Source organism: Escherichia sp. TW09308 (assembly GCF_000208565.1).
GTDB lineage: Bacteria > Pseudomonadota > Gammaproteobacteria > Enterobacterales > Enterobacteriaceae > Escherichia > Escherichia marmotae.
Map to the genome: position 1 here is coordinate 1,412,393 of NZ_AEME01000001.1, position 25,818 is coordinate 1,438,210.

22 protein-coding genes and 1 pseudogene are annotated in these 25,818 nt (G+C 48.0%); 11 read left to right on the forward strand and 12 right to left on the reverse strand.

Going from position 1 to position 25,818, the window contains the following annotated elements:
* Positions 1 to 214: 214 nt before the first annotated feature.
* Positions 215 to 382: a hypothetical protein gene (locus tag ESM_RS1000000126385; RefSeq protein ID WP_010377087.1), complete on the forward strand. Its 168-nt coding sequence runs from the start codon at positions 215 to 217 to the stop codon at positions 380 to 382.
* Positions 383 to 524: 142 nt separating this feature from the next.
* On the opposite strand, the gene ESM_RS0106835 is transcribed toward ESM_RS1000000126385, so the two are convergent.
* The 6 genes from ESM_RS0106835 to ESM_RS0106860 form a co-directional block, all read right to left on the reverse strand.
* Entirely contained in the window at positions 525 to 1,907 is a 1,383-nt protein-coding gene (locus ESM_RS0106835) for an amidohydrolase family protein (RefSeq protein ID WP_000665115.1), read from the reverse strand.
* A 9-nt stretch (positions 1,908 to 1,916) separates the two neighbouring features.
* Entirely contained in the window at positions 1,917 to 2,867 is a 951-nt protein-coding gene (locus ESM_RS0106840; RefSeq protein ID WP_000661655.1) for a carbamate kinase family protein, read from the reverse strand.
* 123 nt (positions 2,868 to 2,990) lie between these two features.
* Complete coding sequence (locus tag ESM_RS0106845; RefSeq protein WP_000083466.1) at positions 2,991 to 4,409, reverse strand: DUF1116 domain-containing protein; 1,419 nt, start codon at positions 4,407 to 4,409, stop codon at positions 2,991 to 2,993.
* Positions 4,409 to 5,956, reverse strand: a complete 1,548-nt coding sequence (gene fdrA / locus ESM_RS0106850) for an acyl-CoA synthetase FdrA (RefSeq protein ID WP_000111807.1) — start codon at positions 5,954 to 5,956, stop codon at positions 4,409 to 4,411. Before fdrA ends, ESM_RS0106845 begins: the two co-directional genes overlap by 1 nt.
* Positions 5,946 to 6,809 (reverse strand): DUF2877 domain-containing protein, encoded by an 864-nt coding sequence (locus ESM_RS0106855; RefSeq protein WP_010377094.1) that lies wholly within the window; start codon positions 6,807 to 6,809, stop codon positions 5,946 to 5,948. Before ESM_RS0106855 ends, fdrA begins: the two co-directional genes overlap by 11 nt.
* Positions 6,810 to 6,848: 39 nt before the next feature.
* Positions 6,849 to 7,454, reverse strand: a complete 606-nt coding sequence (locus ESM_RS0106860; protein ID WP_000023625.1) for an ankyrin repeat domain-containing protein — start codon at positions 7,452 to 7,454, stop codon at positions 6,849 to 6,851.
* 257 nt (positions 7,455 to 7,711) lie between these two features.
* Between ESM_RS0106860 and ESM_RS0106865 the strand changes: the two genes are divergently transcribed.
* Both ESM_RS0106865 and ESM_RS0106870 read left to right on the forward strand, forming a co-directional pair.
* Entirely contained in the window at positions 7,712 to 8,209 is a 498-nt protein-coding gene (locus ESM_RS0106865) for a DUF1097 domain-containing protein (protein WP_001013855.1), read from the forward strand.
* A gap of 91 nt (positions 8,210 to 8,300) precedes the next feature.
* Entirely contained in the window at positions 8,301 to 9,233 is a 933-nt protein-coding gene (locus tag ESM_RS0106870; RefSeq protein ID WP_001084382.1) for a LysR substrate-binding domain-containing protein, read from the forward strand.
* Between the two features lie 41 nt (positions 9,234 to 9,274).
* Here ESM_RS0106870 and pdeL read toward each other — a convergent pair whose 3' ends face one another.
* From pdeL to ESM_RS0106890, 4 genes are all read right to left on the reverse strand, one after another.
* On the reverse strand, positions 9,275 to 10,363 hold the full coding sequence (gene pdeL, locus ESM_RS0106875; RefSeq protein ID WP_010377096.1) for a DNA-binding transcriptional activator/c-di-GMP phosphodiesterase PdeL: 1,089 nt from the start codon (positions 10,361 to 10,363) through the stop codon (positions 9,275 to 9,277).
* 995 nt (positions 10,364 to 11,358) lie between these two features.
* Complete coding sequence (locus ESM_RS0106880) at positions 11,359 to 12,054, reverse strand: LutC/YkgG family protein (RefSeq protein ID WP_000370394.1); 696 nt, start codon at positions 12,052 to 12,054, stop codon at positions 11,359 to 11,361.
* Complete coding sequence (locus tag ESM_RS0106885) at positions 12,047 to 13,474, reverse strand: LutB/LldF family L-lactate oxidation iron-sulfur protein (RefSeq protein ID WP_000023937.1); 1,428 nt, start codon at positions 13,472 to 13,474, stop codon at positions 12,047 to 12,049. Before ESM_RS0106885 ends, ESM_RS0106880 begins: the two co-directional genes overlap by 8 nt.
* A 10-nt stretch (positions 13,475 to 13,484) precedes the next feature.
* Positions 13,485 to 14,204: a (Fe-S)-binding protein gene (locus ESM_RS0106890; RefSeq protein WP_001102096.1), complete on the reverse strand. Its 720-nt coding sequence runs from the start codon at positions 14,202 to 14,204 to the stop codon at positions 13,485 to 13,487.
* A 493-nt stretch (positions 14,205 to 14,697) separates the two neighbouring features.
* On the opposite strand from ESM_RS0106890, the gene ESM_RS0106895 reads away from it, so the two are divergent.
* Positions 14,698 to 16,251, forward strand: coding sequence for an L-lactate permease (locus ESM_RS0106895; RefSeq protein ID WP_024191840.1), 1,554 nt, complete (start codon positions 14,698 to 14,700; stop codon positions 16,249 to 16,251).
* Between the two features lie 168 nt (positions 16,252 to 16,419).
* On the opposite strand, the gene rclR is transcribed toward ESM_RS0106895, so the two are convergent.
* The gene (rclR, locus tag ESM_RS0106900; protein WP_000339576.1) at positions 16,420 to 17,283 is read right to left on the reverse strand and encodes a reactive chlorine-specific transcriptional regulator RclR; all 864 of its coding nucleotides are present in this window, start codon (positions 17,281 to 17,283) and stop codon (positions 16,420 to 16,422) included.
* 225 nt (positions 17,284 to 17,508) lie between these two features.
* Between rclR and rclA the strand changes: the two are divergent.
* From rclA to rclC, 3 genes and pseudogenes are all read left to right on the forward strand, one after another.
* Positions 17,509 to 18,833, forward strand: a pseudogene (gene rclA / locus ESM_RS01000000124235) (reactive chlorine resistance oxidoreductase RclA).
* 108 nt (positions 18,834 to 18,941) lie between these two features.
* Positions 18,942 to 19,178 carry a reactive chlorine resistance periplasmic protein RclB gene (gene rclB / locus ESM_RS0106910; protein ID WP_000475158.1) on the forward strand — a complete coding sequence of 79 codons (237 nt, stop codon included), beginning with the start codon at positions 18,942 to 18,944 and terminating at the stop codon, positions 19,176 to 19,178.
* Between the two features lie 11 nt (positions 19,179 to 19,189).
* Positions 19,190 to 19,777, forward strand: coding sequence for a reactive chlorine resistance membrane protein RclC (gene rclC, locus ESM_RS0106915; RefSeq protein ID WP_010377104.1), 588 nt, complete (start codon positions 19,190 to 19,192; stop codon positions 19,775 to 19,777).
* A gap of 242 nt (positions 19,778 to 20,019) precedes the next feature.
* Here the strand turns inward: rclC and ESM_RS0106920 are convergent, their stop codons facing one another.
* Positions 20,020 to 21,045: an alpha/beta hydrolase gene (locus ESM_RS0106920; RefSeq protein WP_374189522.1), complete on the reverse strand. Its 1,026-nt coding sequence runs from the start codon at positions 21,043 to 21,045 to the stop codon at positions 20,020 to 20,022.
* Between the two features lie 404 nt (positions 21,046 to 21,449).
* Here ESM_RS0106920 and ESM_RS0106925 point away from each other — a divergent pair, with 404 nt between their 5' ends.
* Genes ESM_RS0106925 through ESM_RS0106940 form a run of 4 tightly spaced genes read left to right on the forward strand, consistent with a single transcriptional unit; the run spans position 21,450 to position 25,757 of the window.
* The gene (locus ESM_RS0106925) at positions 21,450 to 22,382 is read left to right on the forward strand and encodes an AEC family transporter (RefSeq protein WP_000212231.1); all 933 of its coding nucleotides are present in this window, start codon (positions 21,450 to 21,452) and stop codon (positions 22,380 to 22,382) included.
* Positions 22,383 to 22,429: 47 nt separating this feature from the next.
* Positions 22,430 to 23,563: an alpha/beta hydrolase gene (locus ESM_RS0106930; protein ID WP_000018563.1), complete on the forward strand. Its 1,134-nt coding sequence runs from the start codon at positions 22,430 to 22,432 to the stop codon at positions 23,561 to 23,563.
* A 40-nt stretch (positions 23,564 to 23,603) separates the two neighbouring features.
* The gene (locus ESM_RS0106935; protein ID WP_001237983.1) at positions 23,604 to 24,284 is read left to right on the forward strand and encodes a heavy metal response regulator transcription factor; all 681 of its coding nucleotides are present in this window, start codon (positions 23,604 to 23,606) and stop codon (positions 24,282 to 24,284) included.
* A 15-nt stretch (positions 24,285 to 24,299) separates the two neighbouring features.
* Positions 24,300 to 25,757 (forward strand): heavy metal sensor histidine kinase, encoded by a 1,458-nt coding sequence (locus ESM_RS0106940; protein ID WP_000920032.1) that lies wholly within the window; start codon positions 24,300 to 24,302, stop codon positions 25,755 to 25,757.
* Positions 25,758 to 25,818: the final 61 nt, after the last annotated feature.

The following is a 25,818-nucleotide window of genomic DNA, read 5'->3' on the forward strand; positions in this document are numbered from 1 at the left end:
ATGACACAAAGATTGTGGATTTTATTTTTTTCCGCCGGGCTTACGGATGAAAATTTTTCATGGAGTGCGCGGCTTCTAATAACGTCCAGTCACTATTCAACGAGACAATTAAATGAGTGAGATTGACATTAAGGGCGATGAAACGCTGGTTGCTCTGCTACTGAACGCCGACAAAAACGAATACCACCAACGCCAATAAAGTCATTTTGCGAAAATGGCACAACAATCGCTTAATGCCGCAAAAGTCGCAATTAAGGACGCCCGTCAGGCGTTCGGCCAATTCCAGCAAAATATGCTGGATAAGCCGTTACAGACCAGCCGCATGTTGATGGAAATGAAAGATGGTAAACCGGTGAAGTGTTATGCGTTGCCGAATGCTTAAGGCGACTCGTAAGATTTGCTGTGTGGTTAGTGGAACCACACACTATTTCTCATGTTCAGGAGAATCAAAGCCAACAAAGCCATATTCAGGCGACCCCATCCCTGGGGTTACTGCTCGCCGTTACAAACGCGTCAAATGCACATCACCCTGTCACACTCCCCCATACCAGTTGTCCTTTATGGAACGTCGCCGTGCGCGGCGAGATACGCGCCACCGCCTCGGCGGAACAGGAGGCATCCACCAGCACAAAACTGGCGTCATCCTGCGCTTTTGGCCAGACGCGCTCGCCTTTTTCATTCAGCGGCAAAACGTCACCAGTGGCTAAAAACAGCGAACGGGACAGGTTTTGTTCGTTAGGGCGAATATAAAGCTGCGCGTACAAATTGGCTTTCTCCAGCATGTCGCCCAGGCCGTAAGGCGACCAGTGATCAATAACGCTGTCGGTGCCGGTCATCACTTTTACGCCCTTGTCGTGTAGCTGCTTGAGCGGCATATGCAACGTGCCAATCGGCACCGTCGAGGCGATAGAAATTTGCTGCGCCGCCATACGGTGCGCCAGTTCATCTACCTGTTGCTCGTTGAGCATGGCCAGCGCAAAGGCGTGGCTGATGGTCAGCTTGCCTTTTAGTTGCGGCGTTTTCTCTACCGTTTCAACCATATAATTGATGGCCGCCACGCCCGCCGGAGTGGTTTCGTGCAGGTGAATATCGACGCCTTTATCATAGTCCAGCGCAATCTGGAACATGGTGTCGAGAGATTTTTCCATCGCACCATCAACATTGGTCGGGTCCAGGCCGCCGACGTAATGCGCGCCTGCCTGCATCGCTTCGCGCATTAAGGGTTCCGATTTCGACAGCAGCAAACCGTGCTGCGGGAAGGCGACAATTTCACACTCGAAGCCCGCCTGACGTCGCGCCAGCACCGCCTGCAAATTTTGCAGATTTTTCAGGCCGGAAACCGGTTCGATATTGCAGTGGCTGCGGGCAATGGTGGTGCCTTTCGACTGCAATAAATCGATCAGTTTTTCCGCCCGCTCCTGAGTGTACGGTTGCAGCTCCGGCAGCATTTTCTGCTCGAGCTTGATCATGTCCTGGATGGTGGTGCCTGCCGGGCGATTGAGTGAACGCCACGGCCCGCCGTAAAAGGTTTTGTCGAGATGAATATGCATGTCGCGGGTGGTGGGCAACATCAACTTACCGCCAGCGTCATAGTGCGGCAGCGTGGCGTCCGGATGCTGCTTGTTCTCGCGCAGCGCAACAATTTTGCCGTCCTGAATCTCCACGGTCTGGCGCGCCGTGCGGGTCTGCACCGCCACGCCGTTTTCGTAGTCAAAACCGTTTTCCAGCAGCACGTTGTCGAGATAGTAATGCGGGTCAGTGATTTTCATGGTGTTGTTCGCTTCGCAGTGGATTGTGTCAGAGGCTGCCGCATGGGCAAGCGGCACAGACGTACCAAACAGCGCGGCGGCGGTGACCATCTTACCGCTCTGGCTCAGAAACTCACGGCGGCTATTGCTTTCTTTCATCTTACGTCCTTACGTTTTAATAATATGAGTGCCCGTTTCACCGCGCAGCGCCGCGGGCAGGCATTCCGGCGTGGTGATAATCACTTCTTTGCCGCCCTGTTCCAGGAACGTCAGGCTGGCGATGATTTTTGGCAACATGCTGCCGGGCGGGAAATGCCCTTCCTGCATATAACGGGTCATAGTGGCAATATCTACACGATCCAGCGCCTGCTGCTGCGGTTTGCCAAAGTGGATACACACTTTTTCCACACCGGTGGTGATCACCAGAATGTCGGCGTGAATTTCACGCGCCAGTAGCGCGGTAGAGAGATCTTTGTCGATAACCGCGTCCACGCTTTGGTAATCCCCCGCTTCGCTGCGTACCACCGGAATGCCGCCGCCGCCCGCACCAATCACCACAAAGCCCTGTTGGATCAGCGCTTTAATAGCAGGTGCTTCGACAATACGTTTCGGTTCCGGCGAGGCGACAACGCGGCGATAGCCCCGTCCGGCATCTTCTACAAAACGCCAGTCAGGGTTTGCCTTTTGTAATGCGTCACGCTGGGTTTCACTGAAGAATGCGCCAATAGGTTTGGTGGGATGAGCAAAACCCGGATCGTTTTTATCCACTTCCACCTGAGTCACCACGGTGACGGCTTTTTTCTCGCCGTGGCGGGCAAGCCGGTTATTCAGCGCCTGTTGGATCAGGTAACCAATGCCGCCTTGCGTATCTGCCACACAGTTCGCCAGCGGCGTTAGGGGCAGCCCTTCTCGCTCATGGGCAATCTCCGCGCGGCGTAAATCCAGACCGACCTGCGGCCCATTGCCGTGGGTCAGCACAATGTCGTAATCGGAAGCCAGCATTTCCAGCACCGTATCGGCGACGGCTTTCACCGCCTCCGCCTGATGCTCAATCGACTGGCTGGCGTTATCTTTGATAATGCTGTTGCCACCAATGGCAACGACCACAAGTTCTTTCATGTTGTTATGTCCGCTACAGAGGGTGATGGGGTTATGACCAACGCCAGACTGCCTGATGCGCTACGCTTATCAGGCCTACAATTCTCGTGGACGTTCACGCCGCATCCGGCATAAACATGTAAGTCAAACGCCGTAACGTTCGCACCAGCCAAGAATGGCTTTCTCGAAGCAGGCGAATGGTGGATGCACAATGCCCGCGCCAATCATGCCGACGCCTGCATCTTTATGAGCGATGGCGGTGTTGATCACCGGCAGAATGCCGCTGCTACCCACACGGGTGATGTCGATAGCCGATGGCACGCCCATAAAACCCAGCAGCGGAATGGTGACGTTAGGGTTTTCACCGAGGGTGATTTCACGCATCTGACGGGAGAAATCGATAGCCTCTTCCACCGTGCCGCCCACCAGCGCGACGATTGCAGGTGCGGTCGCCATAGCAAATCCACCAATGCCATAAGTTTCGGTAATAGCACTGTCTCCAATATCCAGCCCCGAATCTTCCGGCTTATAACCGGCAAACATCGGCCCGATGACCTGCTGCGCCGGGCCGGTAAACCATTGCCCCGGTAATCCGCTGACCCGCAGGCCGAACTCGACGCCGTTACGCGCCATCGTGGTCACTACGGTGCTGTATTCAATGCCGTGCGCCGCATCCATCGCCGCTTTACACATTGCCATCCACGTCGGGCCGGAGAAATAATCGCTGCTGGCGACAAACTCAAACACTTCGCGCTGTTGTTCGACGGAATAGCCTGCCTGAATAATCCCCGGCGTCAGCGCCTGAATCAGCAGAGTCGTCCCGGCGTTATTGCGGTTATGGCACTCATCGCCCATATGCAGCGCTTGCGCCAGCATTAAGCGCAGATCGATCTCACCGATAATTTTCATCGCGTCGCGCAGCATTGGCCCCTGCACATCGCGCATCCAGTTGAGGCGGTCAATCACGCTCTGGTCGTTAGCGCCCATACGCAAAATCTTCGCCATCTGCTCGCTCATGTTGGTGTAAGCGATGTTGCCGTAGGTTTTGTTTTTCACGATGTGCATAAACATCGAGGCAGAGGTAACGCCCGCCATCGATCCCACACAGTCGTGTTCGTGGCACGGCGAGAAAGTGATCTCCCCGGAAGCCGCCAGTTCAGCCGCCTCATCGAGATCTTTCGCCAGCCCTTCAAACACCAGCGCACCGGTGACCGCACCTTTCATCGCGCCGCACATTTTTTCCCAGGTAACCGGTGGCCCGGCGTGAAGAATGGTTTTCGCCGTCATGCCCGGCACCACGTTAATCGCCTGATCAAAACCAATCAGCACCGGATGCGACTGGGTAATGCGCTCCAGCGCCTGCTGGTTAGCGGCAGCGATTTTGTCCGCCAGCGGCGAATCAGCAATGTTGTCCAGCGCCTGCACCACCTGCATATTACCCTGCCCCGGCGGCGTCCAGTCGAGTTGGGTCACTTCAACATGCTGCTTTTTCAGGTCATCGCTAAACATGGCGATGCCGACGTTAATAACGTTCAACGGTTGGCTAAACAGTGACTGGCTCATCAGGCTTCCTCCCCTTTGCAGATAAATTCACGCGCCAGCAATCCGGTATTGGTGCTGCTGCTGGCCAGAATTACCCCGGCATCAAGCAGCATCTGGCTCTGTTGTGCTAACGATGGCGTATCAAGATCGGTGCCCAGTACATAGGCGAGAATGATCAACTCACGGCCTTCGGCTGCAGCGATCGCTTTCGCTTCTTTGATCGCATCGAGGGTGGAGCCGACCGGATCTTCATGCGATCCAAATCCGAGCACGAAATCCATCACGATCACCGCCACTTCTGGATCGCGCGCTTCTTCGAGCAAGCGGCTGATACGGTTGGTCGGGTCAATCATCGGGTGCGGCTTGCCGTTGGTGAAGTCGTCATCGCCAAAGTCGAGGAAGGTGTGTTTGATGCTGCGGTTGATATCTTGCAGGCGGAATTCCGGATCGGGCTGGATGTTGCTATAAACATCGCCATGTTTTTCCATCACCGCGAACATGGTTTCGTCACACAGCGTGCCGCCGCAGAACAGTCCACGAATGTATTTCTGTTGTGGTTGCAGACGCGCACGGACATCAGCAATCAACGGCTGGTTCAAGGTATGCAGGTCGAGATGTTCTTGTTTCACGCCGGAGAGCATTACCGCTTTCAGCGCCGCCTCTTTGCTGCCGCGGGCAAACTGTAGCCCCTGCTCATCCACTGGTGTTTCACCACGACCGAGGAAGCAAACCACCACCGGCTTGCGGCAGGCGCGCGCACGTTCCAGCACTTTGCGAGCCACCGCAGGCGCAGGCGGTTTGGAGATCAGCGCGATGATTTCAGTTTGCGGATCGTTTTCCAGCATTCCGATGGCATCGAGCATCATCAGACCGCCAATTTTCTCGCTCAGGTCGCGCCCACCGGTGCCGATCAGTTGCGAAACGCCGCCGCCAAATTCATGGATACGGACGCTCAGTTCCTGGCTGCCGGTGCCGGATGCACCAACAATACCGATGTTGCCGCGACGCACGGCGTTACCAAAACAGAGCGCCGCGCCGTTGATAATCGCCGTGCCGCAGTCCGGCCCCATCATCAGCAGCCCTTTTTCGTGAGCGAGTTGCTTGAGCGCCAGTTCATCTTCAACTGAGACGTTATCGGAGAACAGCATCACGTTGAGGTCGTTTTGCAGCGCCTGACGCGCTTCGCGCGCGGCAAACAGGCCATTGACAGAAATCACTGCCAGGTTACTTTCCGGGATATGCTTTTTGGCGCTGGCAAGGGTGGCGTAACGCGCCTCATGCGAGCCGCTTTGCGCTTTGCTGTTGAACAGTTCTTCAATCTCCGCCAGCAACTGCTCGTTGTCTGCGTCTGGTTTGCCGTTGATGACAATCATCAGGTCGCCGTTTTTGGCCTGTTCCAGCTCCGGCGTCAGCAGCCCTAAATTTTTCAACACGCCTTTGTTCATTTCGGTCGCCATCGCCACAAATGCCTGCTCGACGCCGTCGAGTTTATTTGCGCGCGTGGAGATGGACATCAGCGAGACAGAATCAAAATAGGTATTCGGTTTAATGACTATTTTAACTGACATAATTCCCTCCGTAGGTTTGGCTCAGCGCACAACCATCGGCCATGCCATACAGCATGTCGCAGCCGGAACTGGAGCCAATATGTTTAATCTTTTCTATTGCCTGAGTTGAGTTCCCAGGGACGCTATAAATAATGTCGTAAATAAAATAATGAATATTTTCCCGACAACGTTGTTGCAATGCCGCTTCTAACGTTATGGCACTTAATAACGTAGTGTTATTTCTGCCGCATTGCAGGCCGCGATAAAATTCCCCTTTGTATTTTTCTGCCGGATGTCCGGAAATAAATAAAACAAGCGCCAGACCTGTTAAATAATCATCGGCTGAAGGTGTCAGCCCAATCCCTAACCCCATCATGTTAGCGACCGCTGATGCGATATTTTGTTTATCGCTTAATGCCTGAATTACACGACGTCTTTTAATCTGTAATTCTTTATTTAACGCCTGATAAAACGGATTATCACCGCAATAATTAAACAGGGTTTCATTTTCCCCCAGATGCTGATGAATAATGTCGTGCCACTGTTGCCAGGCGATAAAGTGGAAATTCTCAGTGGTCAATTGCAGTACTGGAGACAGCCAACGCTGGCAACGACGCTTATCTATATGAATATGTTGACCAACCGTAATCCCGTGATCGTCAAACTGAACCTTATCGCCATGACGGAACAGACCATCAAAGTGAGTGAGTGCCAACCGACAACTGTTTGGCGCATTGTCGTACTCTTCACAAAGTAGCGTCAGCAACTGTTGGTGAGCCGGGAGTGCAATATTTACCGCTCTGGCAAAGACCTGTTCAACCTGACCTTCTCCCCGCTGCGCCAGAAAATCCGCATCCGCAGTTAGCGCCCACACACACCGTCTTTCTGGTGTGTCGATAGCAAGCCTCCCGGTTTATGCGCCTGCGGCAATCAGCAACTGCGCAATCTCTTCAAAACCGCGTTCCCGCGCCAGTTCCAGCGGTGTTTTGCCATATTTATCCGTCAGATGCGGGCTGGCACCGTGTTCCAGTAATAACTGGACAATCGCCTGTTGTTTAATCCCGCCATCATTAAGCACAATCGCTTCCAGTAGCGGCGTCCAGCCAACATGATTGGTCTGGTTGACGTTAATATCCGTATGCGTCAAAAGCTCTTTCACAATACTTAAATGGCCTTTTTCACAGGCTGGCGTCAGGCCGACACCGCCAAAACGGGTGACGCAATTAAGATCGGGTTTAGCCGGTAAAATAATTCGTAGCAGCGTTAAATCATCGTTCAGGCAACTCATTAAAAAAGGATTTAAGCAGGTATGGTCTTGTTTGTTAATATCTGCACCGGCATCAATTAACGCCTGCACACATGCATATTGCTGATATAAACTTGCCAGCGTAATTGCCGTTTTCCCCTGGCGATCGCAGGTATTAATATCGACACCCAGCGCAAGGCAGGTTTTTAATTTATCGATATCACCTTGTAGGGCAGCCAATAAATAGTCGGCAGGTAGATTTTTTATACTCATTCACATTCCCCTGGTTTTTGTGGCTGTTTTCGATGAATTGAGAATAGCAACGAAACTCAACCAAAAGAACCCGCTTAAATTTAATTCGCTGTATTCCGTCTTTTTGTTGAATGATGCTCAACAATCTTTTAGCAGTGTGCGCCAGTGCAATATTTATCTTTTTCTCCCCATACCCTTTCACTCAATCAGGTTTTATTTCTCTATAGTCTGCATATGTATTAACAGCTTCCGTCCACGTCTAACCAGAGGAGAACAAGATGAACGGACTCACTGCAACGGGTATTACCGTCGGTATTTGTGCAGGGCTTTGGCAGTTAGTGTCTTCACATGTCGGGCTTTCTCAAGGATGGGATTTATTAGGAACAACAGGCTTCGTCGCCTTTTGCAGTTTTTATGCCGCAGGTGGCGGTAAATCGGGGTTTATCAAGAGTCTGGCGGTCAATTATTCCGGGATGGTGTGGGCATTTTTCGCTGCACTGGCTTCCGGCTGGCTGGCCTCTATGAGTGGGCTTTCCGGATTCTGGGCAAGCGTGATTACCACCATTCCCTTCTCGGCGGTGGTGGTCTGGCAAGGGCGTTTCTGGTTACTGTCATTCATTCCCGGTGGATTTCTTGGCATGACGCTGTTTTTTGCCAGCGGGATGAACTGGACAGTAACGCTACTGGGTTTTCTGGCGGGTAATTGCGTGGGGATAATTTCAGAATATAGCGGACAAAAATTAAGCGAAGCGACAACCAAAAGCGGCGGGTGTTAAAAGTTATTCAAAAATGATTATCTATCTTTAATAGATACCTCTACAGTCATGGCTGGAGAAATTCATATTAGAAAATGGCGGGAATGGTTTAATGAACTCAATTTTTACCGAAGAAAATCTGCTGGCGTTTACTACCGCTGCACGTTTTGGCAGCTTCAGTAAAGCCGCAGAAGAGTTGGGTTTAACGACTTCCGCCATTAGCTACACCATCAAGCGAATGGAAACGGGGTTAGATGTGGTGCTGTTTACCCGCAACACCCGCAGCATTGAGCTAACGGAATCCGGGCGCTATTTTTTCCGCAAGGCCACCGACCTGCTGAATGATTTTCACGCTATTAAACGCAGTATCGATACTATTTCGCAAGGCATAGAAGCGCGGGTACGCATTTGTATTAATCAGCTACTTTATACACCCAAACACACCGCACGCTTATTGCAGGTACTGAAAAAGCAATTTCCCACCTGCCAGATTACCGTCACCACCGAAGTGTATAACGGTGTCTGGGACGCGATTATCAATAACCAGGCGAATATCGCCATTGGCGCGCCCGATACGCTACTGGACGGTGGCGGTATTGATTACACCGAGATTGGTGCGATTCGCTGGGCCTTTGCCATCGCCCCGGCTCATCCGTTAGCCTTCATGCCGGAGCCAATCGCTGAAAGTCAGTTACGTCTCTATCCCAATATCATGGTGGAAGACACCGCACATACGATTAATAAAAAAGTGGGCTGGTTGCTACACGGTCAGGAATCGATTCTGGTGCCAGATTTCAACACCAAATGTCAGTGCCAGATTCTGGGCGAAGGGATTGGTTTTTTGCCGGATTACATGGTTCGCGAAGCGATGGCGCAATCACTGCTGGTTACCCGCCAAATTCATAACCCGCGCCAGGATTCGCGCATGTTACTGGCAACCCAGCACTCCGCAACGGGTCAGGTGACGCAGTGGATTAAAAAACAATTTGCGCCAAATGGCATATTAACAAGGATCTATCAGGATTTACTGCATCGGGAGAATTAATACCCGGCACTCTCCCGATGCACTCTGAACTGCGGCTTATATCAACCACCCGCTTTCATTACCCATTCAGAGATAAATTTATCACCCGGTACTGGCGGGGAGAACAAATAGCCCTGCAAAAAGTGAACGCCTTTGCCGATCATTAAATCCGCCTGCTCCTGAGTTTCAACCCCTTCCGCCACAATATTAAGACCAGGCTTACGTGCCAGTTCGACAATATTATCCACAATATGGCCGGAGATTTCGTCCACACTGGCCATTTGCACAAACGACTTATCGATCTTAATAAAATCGACCGGGAACGCCTGCAAGTAACGATAGGTCGCATAACCAGTACCAAAATCGTCCAGAGCAAATGTGATGTTATGGCGATGCAGGCTGTCAAAAATCGCTCTGGCTTCTGGCGTTACCGGAATTGGGTTACGTTCCGTCAACTCGAGAACCAGTTTGATTTTATCGTTGCCTAATTTCTTAACCAGGTTCAGACACTCCTTTTCAAACCCGGATGCCAGGAAACAACCCGCGGACACGTTAATACCAATATGGAAATTATCTGGCAGCAAATGTTTTACTGGTGCCAGAATATCCGCGGTTTGTTTCATCAACTGACGGGTCATTATCACAATCAAGCCGGATGATTCCGCCAGAGGAATAAACTGATCCGGAGGAATAATTCCCGTTTGCGGATGCTCCCAGCGAACCAGCACTTCACAGCCAGTCAGTACCCCTGTCTGTGCGCAGAAAACAGGTTGGATCCACGGTTTGAATTCATGGTTTTCCAGCGCCAGACTGATTGCCTCAGGTGTGACAATATGGTGATAGTGGTTGTCAGAGATATATCTGTGACTGTTATTACCACTGGCGGATATGATCTCCGGATTGTACTGGAAGAAAATATCGCGCCAGAAAGTAATATCGCTTTGGATCCCCAGTTTCTCAAAGAGCTGTTTCTTTTGATGTGAAATTGTCTTTGCGCTGCGATTTCTATATTGTGATATTTCTGTAACCGACATCCCCTGCATCAGCAGCTTGAGTAGCAGTCGCTCTTTCTCGGATACGTTACCGGGCAATGACAAATGAACCGTTGTACCGAACTCTTGCAGAAAAACACGAAAATCACATGAATCCATGAACACACCTTTTATCTTTTATCGCTGTTCAGTATGAGTTACTACTGGTGGATTCCCGAGCACGCATAAGGGGTAACCATAAACATCAACAATGCCGTATCGATAACAACAAACATCACTATCAATCAGTTTATCGTTACCTCTAATGTTTGCTCAATAATGTTTACGCTAAATACCTCAGAAATGTAATCACAAGTGAATCTCAGTAGATAATAACGCAAGTTTAATATTAAAAGCCAACAATCTCAGTCACGCATTTGGGGTACTATAGAAGCAGTTCGACTATTTCTATATTTATAATTTACCACTAAGTACTGACCTTCATTCACGAGCGAAGGCGCATTATATGAATTTAACAATCCAAATCAACTTAAAATATCCCAACTGATATGAACATGGCGTCAACATCCGATTACAAAATGAGTAAAGATGTGTCTTAAACACACAAATTATTCATACTATGCACATACTTTCATAGCATCAACTTTAAGGCTGAATCCATTCAGCTTATATTGAAATATTAATAAGAGATTAAGAATGAATAATATTTAAAACATCCAATAAAATATCACACACAGACAATTAAACCTTAATTAACATGCAGTTACAATAATTCTGACGCATTAACCCCACACGCCTTGCATGAATAAGACCCCAATTCGAATATGTAATTACAATTACCTCAAATAAGAATAAACTTATTGAACAATGGTTTCGACCCGGTGGTGATTTTGGGCATCAATGTTTCTTTTTATGTTTTTATTATTCACTGTCTGGCAGACCATCAGTCTAAACTAATGGCTTCGCTGTATAGATATAACCTCTGCGAGAGGATACACGATTATCTACAACGGTGATGATGCGCTAAAGGTATAAGAAAGTGCGCCATATACAGGACATGGCGCAGACTTGTGTCCCACTGTGTAAATCGGTAATAGCGGTATAGTCGCTGTCTTTCTTGCTACTGAATAGCAGAATGGCTATCAATATTTCTCTCAGCAATCCTCAATAATCAGGTATACCGCTTTCACCGGGCCATGAACTCCAACGACTTTGATAAGCTCAATGTCCGCTGTTGAACTGGGGCCACTGATGATGTTAATGCAGGATGGCATACGTTCACCGGCCTGCGCTTTCTGATGCAATTTTTCTGCAAGTTGTGCCACTCGCGGCAAGATGGTGCTTTTACGCAGAATAAAAATAGAGGACTCCGGTAGCAGGCTCAACGAACGCCCGCGCTCGGCAGCGGAAAAAAGTACCACGCCTCCCGACTCTGTTAAGCCATATTCAGCATACACAACGCCAACTTTCGCCTGCTCCGCCTGAGAGATATTCTCTACACCTTTCGCCGGGTCCCAAACAATGGCATTACATTCCTGCTGTAAACGTTCGCTGATCCCCAGTTCCTCCAGTCGCGAGTCACCGCTAATCACAACAGACTGATCTCCCAACTCTTTACACAGGCGTAATGCGGCTTCTGCAGCCTGCGCCTCGCTGGTCAGTTCACAACGCGTCAACATGACATCGCTGGCAAACTGGATGAACGCATCACAGCGCTGCTGCTGATTAAGTTCAGTAAGCCGCTCGTTAGCATAGTTGTTAAGCGGCACATCTTCTGCTTGCGGTTCGAGTCGCAACGGGCGCCCCAGAGCCTGAGCAATGTTGTTCAAAAATTCGCTACGATTATCCATTCTTTTTCTCCTGCGCCTGATGTTTCTTAAACCAGCTACGGAAACTCTCGCCGTCAGCTTCAGGAAGATCGCGTGCTTCCATCCAGTCACTAATCGCGCCAATCCTGAGCGGTGTTTTGCCGCCATTGATAAACCAGCTCGCCGCATGAGCGCCTGCCATCATTCCGACTTTCCACAATCCCGGATGACTATTGGCATAAGCGAACATTTTTATCGCTCGTTGCTCTGCTTTTGCTGTGATCCCTTTTTCAGCCATCACCCGACGATGACGCAAAATCAGTTTCGACAGAGGAATACGTACCGGACAAACGCTGTCACAGGCTGTACATAAAGAACAGGCGTAGGGGAGATCTTTAAAATCTTTATAGCCGCCAAGCAGTGGCGAAATCACTGCGCCGATTGGCCCTGGGTAAATAGAACCATATCCGTGGCCGCCAATATGGCGATATGCCGGACAAGTATTCATACAGGCCCCGCAGCGAATACAACGCAGCACATCCCGAAATTCAGAGGCCAGCACCTCAGAGCGCCCGTTGTCGACAATAACCAGATGAAACTCTTCAGGGCCATCAACGTGTCCGGCTTCGCGCGGCCCTGTCAGCCAGGTGTTGTATCCCGTCAAACGCGCGCCAACAGCACTGCGCGCCAGCATGGTAATCAATACATCAACCTCGGCAAAAGTGGGGGCAATACGCTCCATCCCCATTACCGCAATGTGCGTTTTAGGTAACGTGGTACACATCCGCGCATTGCCTTCATTGGTCACCAGGCATACCGAACCCGTCTCTGCCACCGCGAAATTACAGCCGGTAATACCGATTTCAGCACTGAGGAAATCTTCGCGGATTTTTTGCCGGATGAATAAGGTCATTGCTTCAGGCGTTTCCGGGCCGTCATAGCCCAGGCATTCATGTAGCACCCGGCGGATCTGGTGGCGATCTTTATGGATAGCCGGAACCACGACATGAGATGGCGGATCTTGATCCAACTGGAGAATATATTCACCCAAATCAGTTTCAATCACCTGAATGCCCGCATCCTGCAACACATGGTTGACACCAATCTCTTCGGTCACCATTGATTTGGACTTCACCACCTTCCGCGCGTTTTTACGTTGGGCAACCTGTAAAATATAGCGGGTAGCGTCTTCTTTGGTTTTTGCGAAATAGACGTGGCCGCCGTTTTGCGTCACTTTTTCTGAGAGCTGGTACAGATAAGCGTCAAGATTACTCAGAACATGATCACGAATCTGGGCGGCACGATCACGCCACTCCTCCCAGTGCCCTAATTCATCAACCATTTTTTGCCGATTTGCACCAATACGCTGCTGCGCGTTTGCCACCGCTTTGCGCATGATCGGATCTTCAATTTGCTGACGGATGCGTGTTTTAAATTCTGTATTACTGGTTTTGATCGACATCTTTATATCCTCAGCGACTCATCAGCACTTCAGCAATATGCATCACTTTGACTTTCTGCCCTTCCCGTTGTAACCGCCCACTAATGTTCAGCAGGCAACTCACGTCAGCACCAATGAGATACTCAGGACGAACCTCCATCAGATGTGAAACCTTTTCTTTCACCATCTCGCCGGATATTTCGGCCATTTTGACCGAGAATGTGCCGCCAAATCCGCAGCAGGTGTCCTGTTCGGCAAAGGGCAACAACTCCAGCCCGCGCACATTTTTCAGGAGCGTAAGTGGCTCATCCTTCACCCCCAACTTACGGGCCAGACTGCAAGACGGGTGATACACAGCCCTCCCTTGCAAGCTGGCTCCTACATCAACTACCCCTAATTTATTAACAATAAAAGAGGTGAGATCCTGCATACGCGCAGCGACCTTTTCGGCACGTAATGCCCATTCAGGCTCCTCAGCCAGATAGGTCGGGTAACTTTTTACGGCATAGGTGCAGGAACCGGCAGGAGAAATAATGGGATCGTCGTTTTCCTCCAGTGCGGCGATCAGATTTTTCATCCCTGGAATCGCTTCTTTGATATAACCACTATTGATCGCTGGCTGACCGCAGCATCCCTGTTTCTCCGGGAAATTGACGTGACAGCCGAGCTTTTCCAGTAGCAACACGGAGTCTCGTGCCATCCTTGATTTCAGTGCATCACCAATACAGGTAACAAAGAAATTTACATTCACAACCAATACTCCATTACTTCATTTCTGTTTATGCCCGATGGCAACCACCCCTTATGGGTTATCAATCATCAACAAAAATAGGGGCTCTTTTTTAATCAGGTAGCAAAATACAATTTCAAACTCATTTGTATGACAAAACAGATAATCCGTCATTCAATACCGGGATGCAATAACTAATTTTATTTCTTTCGGCACTGCTCACATTTTTATAATGACACACACTATCAACACGGGATCATGAATTTGATTTAAGAAGGCCATAAAGTTCATAACCATGAACTCTTATACCTATTTTGAGCTACTCATTTTGGGGCTGTGAAAATATACACTCATTGTTTTATACGTCGAGTAATCAACAATAAACATACAATCATCAACAGCCATAATTTTATTTTACTGAAGCGATTCAGTTTGCATTTTTTATTTTTACAATGAGATAGCCTTCTTCGGAAAAATATATAAACAAGGTCAAGCAATATAGTTGGAAATAGAAATGCACGGATATTTAATGTTTGCTATAGCACTCTCACCTTTGCTCCTTATGGTATTTCTGATTCTGAAACTGAAGATGCCTATCCATTATTCAGTTCTGATATCACTGGCATTCACTGCTGTTTTATCTGTCCTGTTCTGGGACATGCCAGTACAAAATCTTAAAGCCTCCGTGAGTTATGGCGCACTCAAAGGGTTATGGCCGATAGTGATTGTGATCCTCGGCGCGATATTCAGTTATAACGTGATGCAGGCAACCAAAGCGCTGGATATTCTCCGCGATATTCTCGCCAGTATTAGCGAAGATAAGCGTATCCAGGTACTCCTTATTTCGTGGTGTTTTGGTGGTTTTCTTGAAGCTGCCGCCGGTTACGGTACAGCGGTCGCAATCCCTATCGGTATCCTCATCGCGCTGGGATTCAACCCACTGAAAGCCGCAATTGCTTCACTGGTTGCTAATACCGTACCTACAGCGTTTGGGGCAGTGGGTATTCCAGTTTCGATTCTGGCCGAACAGGTTAACCTGTCGGTTTACACCTTAGGTGGCACAATTATTCTTCAATTGGCGATTTTTAATCTCCTGCTGCCCTTTGTCATTATTGGTATTATTGGCGGCGGTGTGAAAGCAATTCGCGGCGTATTCCTTATCACGCTGCTATGTGGCATTGCGACACTTGTTCCGCAGTATTTTGTTGCCATACATCTCGGTGCCGAATTACCCGCTTTTGCTGGCAGCCTGGTTAGCCTTTTCACTGTCGCAATTGCCAGCCGTTTACGCAAAAGAGACGTAGATCCCGAGTGGCGTATTGAAGCCAGCCATACCCGTGAAATGGCACCACGCTCAGTAAAGGTGCTGTTTCGGGTCGGCTCTATTTACCTGTTCATTTTTATCTTTATTCTGCTGTGCTCACCGTTATTCCCAACGATAAAGGCGGCAGCATCTCAGTTAGCTTCAGCACTGCATTTTTCACTGGTCGATGGTGGAACATTGGTGTTAAAAATCGAATGGCTCACGACGCCAGGAATGCTGATTATCTTTGCGACTATTCTCGGCGGTTTTATTCAGGGGGCTTCAGCACGCGGTATGCTGGAAGTTTTTGTCAAAACCGTGCTCCAACTTAAAAATTCTATTATTGCAATTATGGCTATTGTCGCTATGGCAACAGTTATGGATCTCAGCGGCATTATTTCTACGCTGGCACAGTCAATTGTCGACCTCACAGGAAGTTCATATGTCTTCCTCGCCCCGGTCATTGGTGCTCTGGGTACTTTCGTCACTGGTAGCGACACTAACTCGAATATTTTGTTTGGCAAACTGCAAACTATTGCAGCCAGTAAGTTACATATCGATCCCAACTGGCTGGCGGCGGCAAATACCTCCGGTGCAACGGGAGGAAAAATGATTTCGCCACAAAGTATCGCCATTGCCGTTTCAGCCACGAAAATGGAAGGACAGGCTAATCAAATAATGTCTGGCACCATGAAATATTGCTGTGCCTACATCGCGATACTTGGCTTAAAAGTTGGCCTCTTTTATTTCTGGTTTATGCGATAATATGCTTTTATATTTGTCAGAACACAAATAAAGGCTAAGTAACAGAAATCTTATCTCCAGAATGCCAGGATGTTCTTTATATCCTCCAGAACATCCTGCTGTTTTCCTCCACTACGCTAAGTATGACAGACTCTATTTTTATGCCCGGTAATCTTATTCATACTTAGCTTACAAGATAACCTCCTGAAGTTGTCTGACTCTTTCCCGATATTCTCCCGGAGTACAAGCAAACTCCCGGACAAAAGCCTTGTGAAAAGATGATTCACTGGCATAGCCTACCGACTCAGCAATCACCACAACAGGGAGCGTTTCCCGGGAAAACATCTGGGCCGCTATTTGTAGGCGTAACTTTGTTAATACAGCCAGTGGCGTAGTTCCGGAAACATCACGGAAAAGTTGGGCAAAACTTGCCCTGGACATGTGAGCGATGCTGGCCAGTGATTCGACGGTCCAGGCGTGTCCGGGCATTTCCAGCATTTGCTGGATCACCGCACCAAGACGCGGATGCAGTAGCAAACTGAGAATGTTTTTCTCTGTATTAGCCTGTGCAATCCATTCACGTACCGCGAGTGTAAATAGTGTCGCGCAGACCTGGCTACACAGTGCATCCGCTCCCGGCATTGCCGATCTGGATTCCTGTTGTAAAAAAGGAATCGCTTCCCTCAGCCAGTGAAATTCCACACTGTCGCTTTCCGGTGCCAAAACCAGCACTTCCGGCAAAGAGGTTAAAAAATAACGCGCCGAACGTTGCAGTCGAAGAGTGCCGCAGACAATACAGGTCGATTCATTTTCGACGTGACTCAGGCGATGCGCTGAATTGTGTGGTAACAGAACCACACTCCCAGAGCGTAACGTAAAGGTCTGCCCCGTCGGTATTTCCAGTTTCGCCGCACCTTGTGTTAGCGCATGCCAACGAATAACCGACAGTTCTCCTGCGCCATGTGGAAGCTGCCAGTCGCTTCCTAACTCGCAATTTTTATCGATCGTTCCTTGTGGAGCGTTAAGCATCAACAAACGGCTAAGGGCATCCATATCAGACTCCTGAGTAGTTATTGATTACAGATAGCAGCAATCTTATATAAGCATTAATCTAATATCATCAATTAGTTAATCATCATCGTCATATTGTGAGCCTGATTAAAAAACAACAAACACCAGACGATAAGACAAAATTTTAAGCGTTGTGAAGAAATATTATTTTTGCCTTTACGTCTATAGTCATTATGTCAAATGAATACGTTTCGACAGGAAATTATCATGAATAAATATCAGGCAGTTATTATTGGTTTTGGTAAGGCAGGAAAAACATTAGCCGTCACGCTGGCTAAAGCGGGTTGGCGTGTGGCCCTCATCGAACAATCGAACGCAATGTATGGCGGGACTTGTATTAATATCGGCTGCATCCCGACCAAGACGTTGGTTCATGATGCACAACAGCACGTAGATTTTGCCAGTGCCATGCAGCGTAAAGATGAGGTCGTCAGTTTATTACGCGATAAGAATTTCCATAATCTTGCAGATATGACCAATATCGACGTGATCGACGGACAAGCGGAGTTTATCGATAACCATATTCTGCGCATTCATCGACCTGAGGGAAATCTGGAGATTAGTGGCGAGAAAATTTTTATTAATACCGGTGCGCAAACCGTGATTCCGCCAATTCCCGGAATAACCACAACGCCTGGCGTCTATGACAGTACCGGATTACTGAATCTGAAGGAATTACCCGAGCATTTAGGTATTTTGGGCGGGGATATATTGGCGTTGAGTTCGCCTCTATGTTCGCCAATTTTGGCAGTAAGGTTACTATTTTCGAAGCCGCGCCTCTGTTTTTGCCTCGTGAGGATCGGGATATTGCTGATAATATCGCGACTATTTTACGCGAACAGGGCGTCGATATTATCCTCAATGCCCATGTGGAGCGAATCAGCCACGATGAAAATAAAGTGCAAGTGCATACCGGGCACGCCCAACTGGCGGTGAATGCATTGTTAATAGCTTCCGGCCGTCAACCGGCTACTGCTTCGTTAAAGCCAGGAAATGCCGGTGTCGCGGTAAACGAGCGCGGAGCAATTGTCGTTGACAAGCAATTACATACCACAGCGGACAATATTTGGGCGATGGGAGATGTTACCGGCGGGCTACAGTTTACCTATATTTCACTGGATGACTTCCGCATCGTGCGCGATGAGTTACTGGGAGAAGGCAAACGTAGCACAGACGATCGGAAAAATGTGCCTTATTCCGTATTCATGACTCCACCGCTGTCCCGGGTTGGTATAACGGAAGAGCAGGCCAGGGAAAGCGGCGCGGATATTCAGGTGGCAACATTACCTGTAACAGCAATTCCGCGCGCCAGAGTGATGAACGATACCCGTGGGGTATTAAAAGCGATTGTCGATAATAAAACCCAACGCATATTAGGGGCATCACTGCTGTGTGTTGATTCCCACGAGATGATCAATATAGTGAAAATGGTGATGGATGCCGGACAGCCTTATAGCGTATTACGCGATCAGATTTTTACTCACCCGTCGATGAGCGAATCGCTCAATGATCTATTTTCATTAGTCAAATAACCCAAAAATCAGACGCCAGGACAAATATTCTGGCGTCTCAGAGAAAAGCATTTTATTAGCTTTTGCTTATTCTATAACTTCTTAATCACTTCATTGATGGTATTTTATATGTTTAAAAAAACTGTTTTATTTGCAACGCTATTATCTGGCGTTATGGCTTTTTCCACCAATGCAGATGACAAAATAGTTCTGAAACATGTCAGCGTTTCGTCAATATCAGCCTCACCAACAGTTCTGGAGGATGCCATTGCTGATATCGCCAGAAAATACGATGCTTCATCATGGAAAGTCACCTCAATGCGAATTGATAATAACTCAACCGCAACGGCAGTATTGTATAAATAAGGATGTTTACAATGGAAAAATACCTGCACCTGTTAAGTCGGGGGGATAAAGTTGGCCTGACATTGATTCGACTGAGCATTGCGATTGTTTTTATGTGGATTGGGTTATTAAAGTTTGTCCCTTACGAGGCAGACAGCATTACACCATTCGTCGCGAACAGTCCGTTAATGTCGTTCTTCTATGAACATCCGGAAGACTACAAACAGTATCTGACTCACGAAGGCGAATACAAGCCAGAAGCCCGGGCATGGCAAATTACCAATAATACCTATGGTTTTTCCAATGGCCTTGGCGTCGTGGAGGTGATGATTGCGCTACTGGTTTTGGCTAACCCTATTAACCGGTGGTTGGGTTTATTGGGAGGACTGATGTCATTTGCCACACCTCTGGTAACACTCTCATTTTTAATCACCACACCTGAAGCCTGGGTGCCCGCACTGGGGGATGCTCATCATGGTTTTCCTTATTTATCCGGTGCCGGTCGTCTGGTGTTGAAGGATACCCTGATGCTGGCTGGCGCAGTCATGATAATGGCCGATTCAGCACGGGATATCCTCAACCAACGAAGTCATGAATCATGTTCAGATTTTAAAGTTTAAATTCTTATAATCAGAACAGAATTTGTTTCTCATTATTCAGGCGTCGGTCTTCTCTTTGTACAGGCGAGGCTGACGCTTTTTGATGCTCAATGTTTCTTTGTTGAGTATATAAACTTCCTGATATAAAGCATCGACATTATTCACATTAGCCTGTATTGGAAAATTCAGTACCTGTGTCCTTATTCCCAGCGACGAAGAGTGCGCGAATGCTCCCCAGCCTGCTGGAGAGCATCGGAGGTTAATTAAATATTCTTATCAAAGAAAACGTCTAATTTTTGCGTCGCCTGGTCAACGTATTCAGGCACCCAATAGGTCTCAATATGGGTAGCGCCATCGATCAGGAAGAGTTCTTTGTTTTTCGTACCTGTGGCTTTAGCGAATGCATCTTCAGTCATGTACAACGTATCCGCTTTTGTACCGGCAATCATCAGCAGTGGTTGATTGATGAGATCGATATGGTCTGTCACGTCAAAGCTCATCAGATCCAGCAAACTACTTGTGGTGTATTTAAACGTTGAATTTGGATGTGCGTGCGTTTTCCTGTAATACTCATAGCCCTGTCGGTACAAAGCAAATGGCAATTTAGCGATCTGTTCATCAGTCAGGTTGGCATCACCGGAGTAAAGCACTTCACCTCCGGCTGCTTCCTGAGCGCGTGCGTCAGAAGCCTGCTGGAGCCGCTGCTGGATAGTATCCAACTGTGAATTCTGAAAACCATTACGCCGCACAAGACCTGAATTAAACATGCTGATGGTGGCAATCGATTTGAAGCGTTTATCCGTCTCAGCGGCAACAAGTGAATAGCCGCCTCCTCCACAAATCCCCAGCAAGCCAATACGGGTGCTATCAACACCGGGATACTGACTGATGAAGTCAGCCATGCCGTGGATATCTTCAATACGATTTGCGGGCTTGTCTACGTTACGCGGCAGACCTCCGCTGGCCCCCTGATAAGCAGCATCGGCGGCGATGGTAATATATCCGTGTTCTGCCAGGCGTTGGGCATATAACCCGGCAACCTGCTCTTTTACGCCACCATTAGGGTGAGCCACCACGATTGCCGGATATTTTTTCGCAGGATCATAGTTAGCCGGTGTATACACATTTGCTGCAATTTGAATGCCATGGAGATCATATTTCACCGGATGGATATTGACCTTACCTGCGACATTCTCGGTGATAGCCCCGTCATAAACGAGAGTAAATGGGTTCTTTTTGTAATCTGCTGCATTGGCTGAGGTGATACCGACTACCGCCGTCATCAGCATTGCACTTAAAAGAGTCAATTTCATGGTTTCTCCCGATAAAAATGCGTGTTCATAAGGCAAGCGAGATGGAACATTCAGACACAGGGTAGAGAGAAAAAACTGTCAGCATCATGACCGCTAAATAACATTTTTGTCAGGAAACGCCCCTGACAATCGCGTTTTCTGTTGCCGGTGGTTGAAATGAGAGAACGCAGACCCTTTCCCTGACCTGATTTATGAATCAGGCTGATTAACCCTATCGGTAAAGCTCTCTCAAATGCACATAAATATGTTGCTATACTCAACCTGACTTAAGCGGTTGTGATATACCCCGTATAAAATAAGTCACTTATAACAGTTCAACAAATAAAATTCACAGCTTCCGGGTTAATAATTATTATATATACCATGACAAGGATATTAATATGGCGACACTTGAGCAACTTATCATTTTCTTTCTTCTTATTGGCGTTGGCGTTATAGCTCGTAAAGTGGGAGTCATTACACCAGGAAACACTCCCCAACTCACATCTCTTGTTTTTAACTTTGCGATGCCAGCCATTATAGTTTCCGGGATAACCACTGACCAACCACATATTTCCGGAAAAGAACTTTCCATCGTGCTTGCATCTGCATTTACTGCGCTTATTTTACTGATTATTTGCAGCCGTATACTGGCAAGAGTTTTACGATATGAAAGAGAATATCATGGTGTGGTTACTGTTATGACAACATTTACCAATATTTCCATGATGGGGATACCAATGATATATTCATTGTATGGCGCTGAAGCCATGATTTATATCACTGTGTTTTTACTCCCATATAACTTATTATTCTTTTCATATGGCTATTACTGCATGAAAGACCAGAGTGGAAATGCTGAAGCGCTTAGCTTGAGAAATATGTTAAACGTCATCAACCCAGGGATTATTGCCTGTATCCTTGCTTTGATTTTATATATTTCAAATATACACATTCCTTACGTCATTGCACAACCAATCAAAATGCTGGGCGCAATAACTGGCCCGGTTTCAATGCTACTGATTGGCTCATTCCTGTTAGACATCGAATGGAAATCTGTTTTTAAGGATGTAAAAGTATGGGTATTCACTTTTTTTAAAATGGTCATTATTCCGCTTGTCATTATATTAATAATGAAGTTATTCATTACAAATGGGCTATTACTGGGTGTCCTGCTGGCTGCGGTAGCGACGCCGGCTGGTGCCGGAACTCCCTTATTAGCTCAGATGTTAAATAAAAAAGTTTATCCGTTAGCTCTTAAAGGTGCAACGTTAACCACACTGGTGTCACTTATTACGATGCCTCTCGTAGCAATGATGACAGGTATTGGATAATACCTTGAGCACTATTTGAAGCCATAATAAAATATCAGAGATAATATATGAGCCATAAAACTTCCTTCAAAAAAACGATCGGTAATGTTTTGTTGTCCGGACTGATATTTTCTGTTTCTGGTTGCGCAATGCACAACATTCAGAGCCAAAGTGCAGAACCGCATATTGTATTACAAACCCAGGGAAGCTTTACTGTAGGTGGTACAACGGTAAAACATTCAGGCACATTTTCAGAACAAAATTTTCTGTCTCCTGATGGTCAGACAGCTTATGGCGATCATGCTTACGTCTTCTACCAAATTCCGGTAAATACACATAAATATCCTCTGGTCTTCCAGCATGGCGGGGCACAAACCAAAAGAACATGGGAAAGTACACCAGATGGACGCGATGGATTCCAGAATATTTTCCTGAAAAAAAACTATAGTGTTTATCTCGTTGACCAACCCCGTATGGGTGAAGCCGGTTTATCAACCAAAGATGATACGGGTAAAAATCCCTGGGCGGGCAATCCTATGTATGCCGACAAGACATTTTTTCTGTTGTCCCGTGTTGGCAATGAACAGGGCGTATTTAAAAATTCGCAGTTTCCTGACAATCCTGAAAGTATTGAAGCATTCCAGCGTTCCTGGAATCCCTACTCAGGAGAACTTGATAATGAGCTGAATGCGAAAACACTTGCTCAGTTATTTGAAAAAATTGGCCAGGGTATTTTAATCACTCACTCGATGGGCGGCACTATTGGCTGGAGAACCCCCTTTTATACCGACAATGTAAAAGCTATTGTTGCTTATGAGCCAGGTGGAACACCATTTATCTTCCCGGAAAATGAGATGCCATCCCCGGTGAAAACAACATTTGCCCCCTTGAGCGCTTCCGCGATGGGAGTTCCCATGAACGTAGTTTCTCAACTCACGCGGATCCCAATCGTTATTTATTATGGCGATTTTATTGCTGAAAAACCGGATACGGCCGTTGGCCCGGATAAATGGAGAAGTGAATATGAAATGGCAAAGCAATTTGTTATGGCCATCAACCGTCACGGTGGAGATGCTACCCTTGTCCATCTCCCTGATATTGGCATCAAAGGCAATTCTCATTTCCTGATGGCGGAAAAGAATAATCAGGAGATTGCCGGGATAATGGCATCGTGGTTACACGATAAAGGACTCGATAAATAAACCAGTGCCCTAAAATCATTAATGGAGCGGGATAAATATTATGCGCCTTTTACTTATAGAAGATGAAGAGAAAACCTCGACATATATCAGCCGTGCATTAAAAGAATCAGGGTTCATCGTTGATATTTCTGCCAATGGCGCTGAAGGGCTTCATTATGCGCTGGAATTAGACTACGACGCGATAATTCTTGATGTGATGCTACCCGGAATGGATGGTTATCAGGTGCTGGAAGGCGTCCGGACCAGGAAACAGACCCCCGTGCTGATGCTGTCAGCACGGGGATCGGTCGACGAACGCGTCAAAGGGCTGCGTCTGGGAGCAGATGATTATCTCCCTAAGCCCTTTTCACTCATTGAATTGGTGGCGCGTATTCAGGCGTTGGTGCGTCGCCGCCCTACGGATGGCGCAGACATCACTCAGCTTCATATTCAGGATCTGCATCTCGACTTACTGGCGCGCAGGGTATTTCGCGGAGGAACGAGACTGGAACTAACCGCGAAAGAGTTTTCCCTGTTGAGTTTGCTCGCTCGCCATCAAGGGGAGATCCTGTCAAAGATGATGATTGCCGAACAAGTCTGGGACATGAATTTTGATAGTGATGCCAATGTGGTTGAAGTCGCTATTAAACGTTTACGCGCCAAAGTTGATGCCCCATTCGACGTTAAGTTGCTTCATACCGTTCGCGGCATGGGGTATGTCCTCGAAGTCCGGCCTGAGTAAATAAAGGGGATAAGCATGCTCAAGCGTTCCATCTCTGTCCACCTGGCGCTGATGTTTGCCTTATCCGCGCTGCTGATTGTTTCCGTTATTGGCATCCTGCTCAGAAGCTCTTTGCATGATTCCTTACAAAAACAGATGCACAACGAACTGTTGTTCAGGGAATCATTGATGAGTCCGTGGATCACCGCTCGAACCTCAGCCGACGGTTGGTCCACGCTTGCCAATAAATTCACCGTATTAGCCAATTCCGAAGGTGAGCGCGTGCGCTACTGGATAGTCAGCGATAACCCGCGTTTCAGCGTGGGAGGAACACCGCCAGTGGGAGTTCAGTGGTCTTCTTTGCGGGAGGGATTTAATAAAGTACCCGGCGCATCAGAGGGCGCATGCTCGCTGTTTCTGTTAGTGAAAACGATTCCGGCAAATGGTGAAAGACCTGAGTTACGTTATGTGGTCGCCATTGACTCCACGCCGTACATGGGCACGCTCAATGCCTTTACGCGGACACTGTTGATCATTACTGCTCTGGGCGTAGCGATCGTCGCCCTGCTGGGCTACGTTGTTTCAAAGATTGGCCTGCGTCCGGTGGGAATGCTCAGTAAGCAGGCGCAACATCTCGCACCAGGGGATCATAGTCAGCGACTGGATGCCAGAGCCTTGCCCGAAGAGTTGCAGCAACTGGCCTCATCATTTAATGGCGTGCTGGAGCGCCAGGAAATCGCCTGGCGGCAACTTGAAAGTTTTAATGCTGATGTTGCTCATGAACTTCGCACGCCGCTGACTAACCTGATTGGCCAAACGCAACTGGGGCTATCACGCCGACGATCTTATGAAGAACTGGAAGAATTATTGGGCTCGAATCTGGAAGAGCTTGAACGTATGACGTCTATTGTCAATGACATGCTGTTCCTGTCTCATGCCCACGCGGGGGAACATGCGTCTCAGCTTAAACAAGTCTCCTTGCGAGAAGAAACCCTTAAGACAGCAGAATATGTCGAGCCTTCTTTTACAGAAAAACAGCTTTCGCTGGATGTTGAAGGCGATGTCACTGCGCTTATCGATCGGCGGCTGTTCCACCGCTCACTGGCCAATTTACTGGAAAATAGCGCAAGACATTCCCCCTCCAATAGCACGATTACCGTGCGGTTAAGCGAAAGAGATAATCAGGCCTGTGTTGAAGTTTCCAATCCGGGCGATCCGATAGCACCTGAGCACTTACACCGGCTTTTTGAGCGGTTTTATCGCATCGACACCTCCCGGGCAAGAAGTGATGCCCATCATGGGTTGGGTCTGTCGATTGTGCGCGCCGTCGCTATTATGCACCGGGGAGATGCCTTTGCCCGTAGTGAAGGTGGCATCAATACATTTGGCCTCACCTTTGCGATGCAAGCAAATAAAACAGCGGGCAATTCGCCTTCAGGCACTGAGTCTGGTGCAGCGTTAACTGACAAAATTGTCAGGGAGGCGTCAGCCTGACGACATGTCACGCTGATTAGAATCATTGCATCCCCTCCATCATCGTAGATAAGGACGCTTT

What these genes read in the sequence shown, in the direction of transcription:
- ESM_RS1000000126385 (WP_010377087.1), top strand. Translation starts at nt 215, where the DNA reads ATGGCACAACAATCGCTTAATGCCGCAAAAGTCGCAATTAAGGACGCC.
- ESM_RS0106835 (WP_000665115.1), bottom strand. Translation starts at nt 1,907, where the DNA reads ATGAAAGAAAGCAATAGCCGCCGTGAGTTTCTGAGCCAGAGCGGTAAG.
- ESM_RS0106840 (WP_000661655.1), bottom strand. Translation starts at nt 2,867, where the DNA reads ATGAAAGAACTTGTGGTCGTTGCCATTGGTGGCAACAGCATTATCAAA.
- ESM_RS0106845 (WP_000083466.1), bottom strand. Translation starts at nt 4,409, where the DNA reads ATGAGCCAGTCACTGTTTAGCCAACCGTTGAACGTTATTAACGTCGGC.
- fdrA (WP_000111807.1), bottom strand. Translation starts at nt 5,956, where the DNA reads ATGTCAGTTAAAATAGTCATTAAACCGAATACCTATTTTGATTCTGTC.
- ESM_RS0106860 (WP_000023625.1), bottom strand. Translation starts at nt 7,454, where the DNA reads ATGAGTATAAAAAATCTACCTGCCGACTATTTATTGGCTGCCCTACAA.
- ESM_RS0106865 (WP_001013855.1), top strand. Translation starts at nt 7,712, where the DNA reads ATGAACGGACTCACTGCAACGGGTATTACCGTCGGTATTTGTGCAGGG.
- ESM_RS0106870 (WP_001084382.1), top strand. Translation starts at nt 8,301, where the DNA reads ATGAACTCAATTTTTACCGAAGAAAATCTGCTGGCGTTTACTACCGCT.
- pdeL (WP_010377096.1), bottom strand. Translation starts at nt 10,363, where the DNA reads ATGGATTCATGTGATTTTCGTGTTTTTCTGCAAGAGTTCGGTACAACG.
- ESM_RS0106880 (WP_000370394.1), bottom strand. Translation starts at nt 12,054, where the DNA reads ATGGATAATCGTAGCGAATTTTTGAACAACATTGCTCAGGCTCTGGGG.
- ESM_RS0106885 (WP_000023937.1), bottom strand. Translation starts at nt 13,474, where the DNA reads ATGTCGATCAAAACCAGTAATACAGAATTTAAAACACGCATCCGTCAG.
- ESM_RS0106895 (WP_024191840.1), top strand. Translation starts at nt 14,698, where the DNA reads ATGCACGGATATTTAATGTTTGCTATAGCACTCTCACCTTTGCTCCTT.
- rclR (WP_000339576.1), bottom strand. Translation starts at nt 17,283, where the DNA reads ATGGATGCCCTTAGCCGTTTGTTGATGCTTAACGCTCCACAAGGAACG.
- rclB (WP_000475158.1), top strand. Translation starts at nt 18,942, where the DNA reads ATGTTTAAAAAAACTGTTTTATTTGCAACGCTATTATCTGGCGTTATG.
- rclC (WP_010377104.1), top strand. Translation starts at nt 19,190, where the DNA reads ATGGAAAAATACCTGCACCTGTTAAGTCGGGGGGATAAAGTTGGCCTG.
- ESM_RS0106920 (WP_374189522.1), bottom strand. Translation starts at nt 21,045, where the DNA reads ATGCTGATGACGGCGGTAGTCGGTATCACCTCAGCCAATGCAGCAGAT.
- ESM_RS0106925 (WP_000212231.1), top strand. Translation starts at nt 21,450, where the DNA reads ATGGCGACACTTGAGCAACTTATCATTTTCTTTCTTCTTATTGGCGTT.
- ESM_RS0106930 (WP_000018563.1), top strand. Translation starts at nt 22,430, where the DNA reads ATGAGCCATAAAACTTCCTTCAAAAAAACGATCGGTAATGTTTTGTTG.
- ESM_RS0106935 (WP_001237983.1), top strand. Translation starts at nt 23,604, where the DNA reads ATGCGCCTTTTACTTATAGAAGATGAAGAGAAAACCTCGACATATATC.
- ESM_RS0106940 (WP_000920032.1), top strand. Translation starts at nt 24,300, where the DNA reads ATGCTCAAGCGTTCCATCTCTGTCCACCTGGCGCTGATGTTTGCCTTA.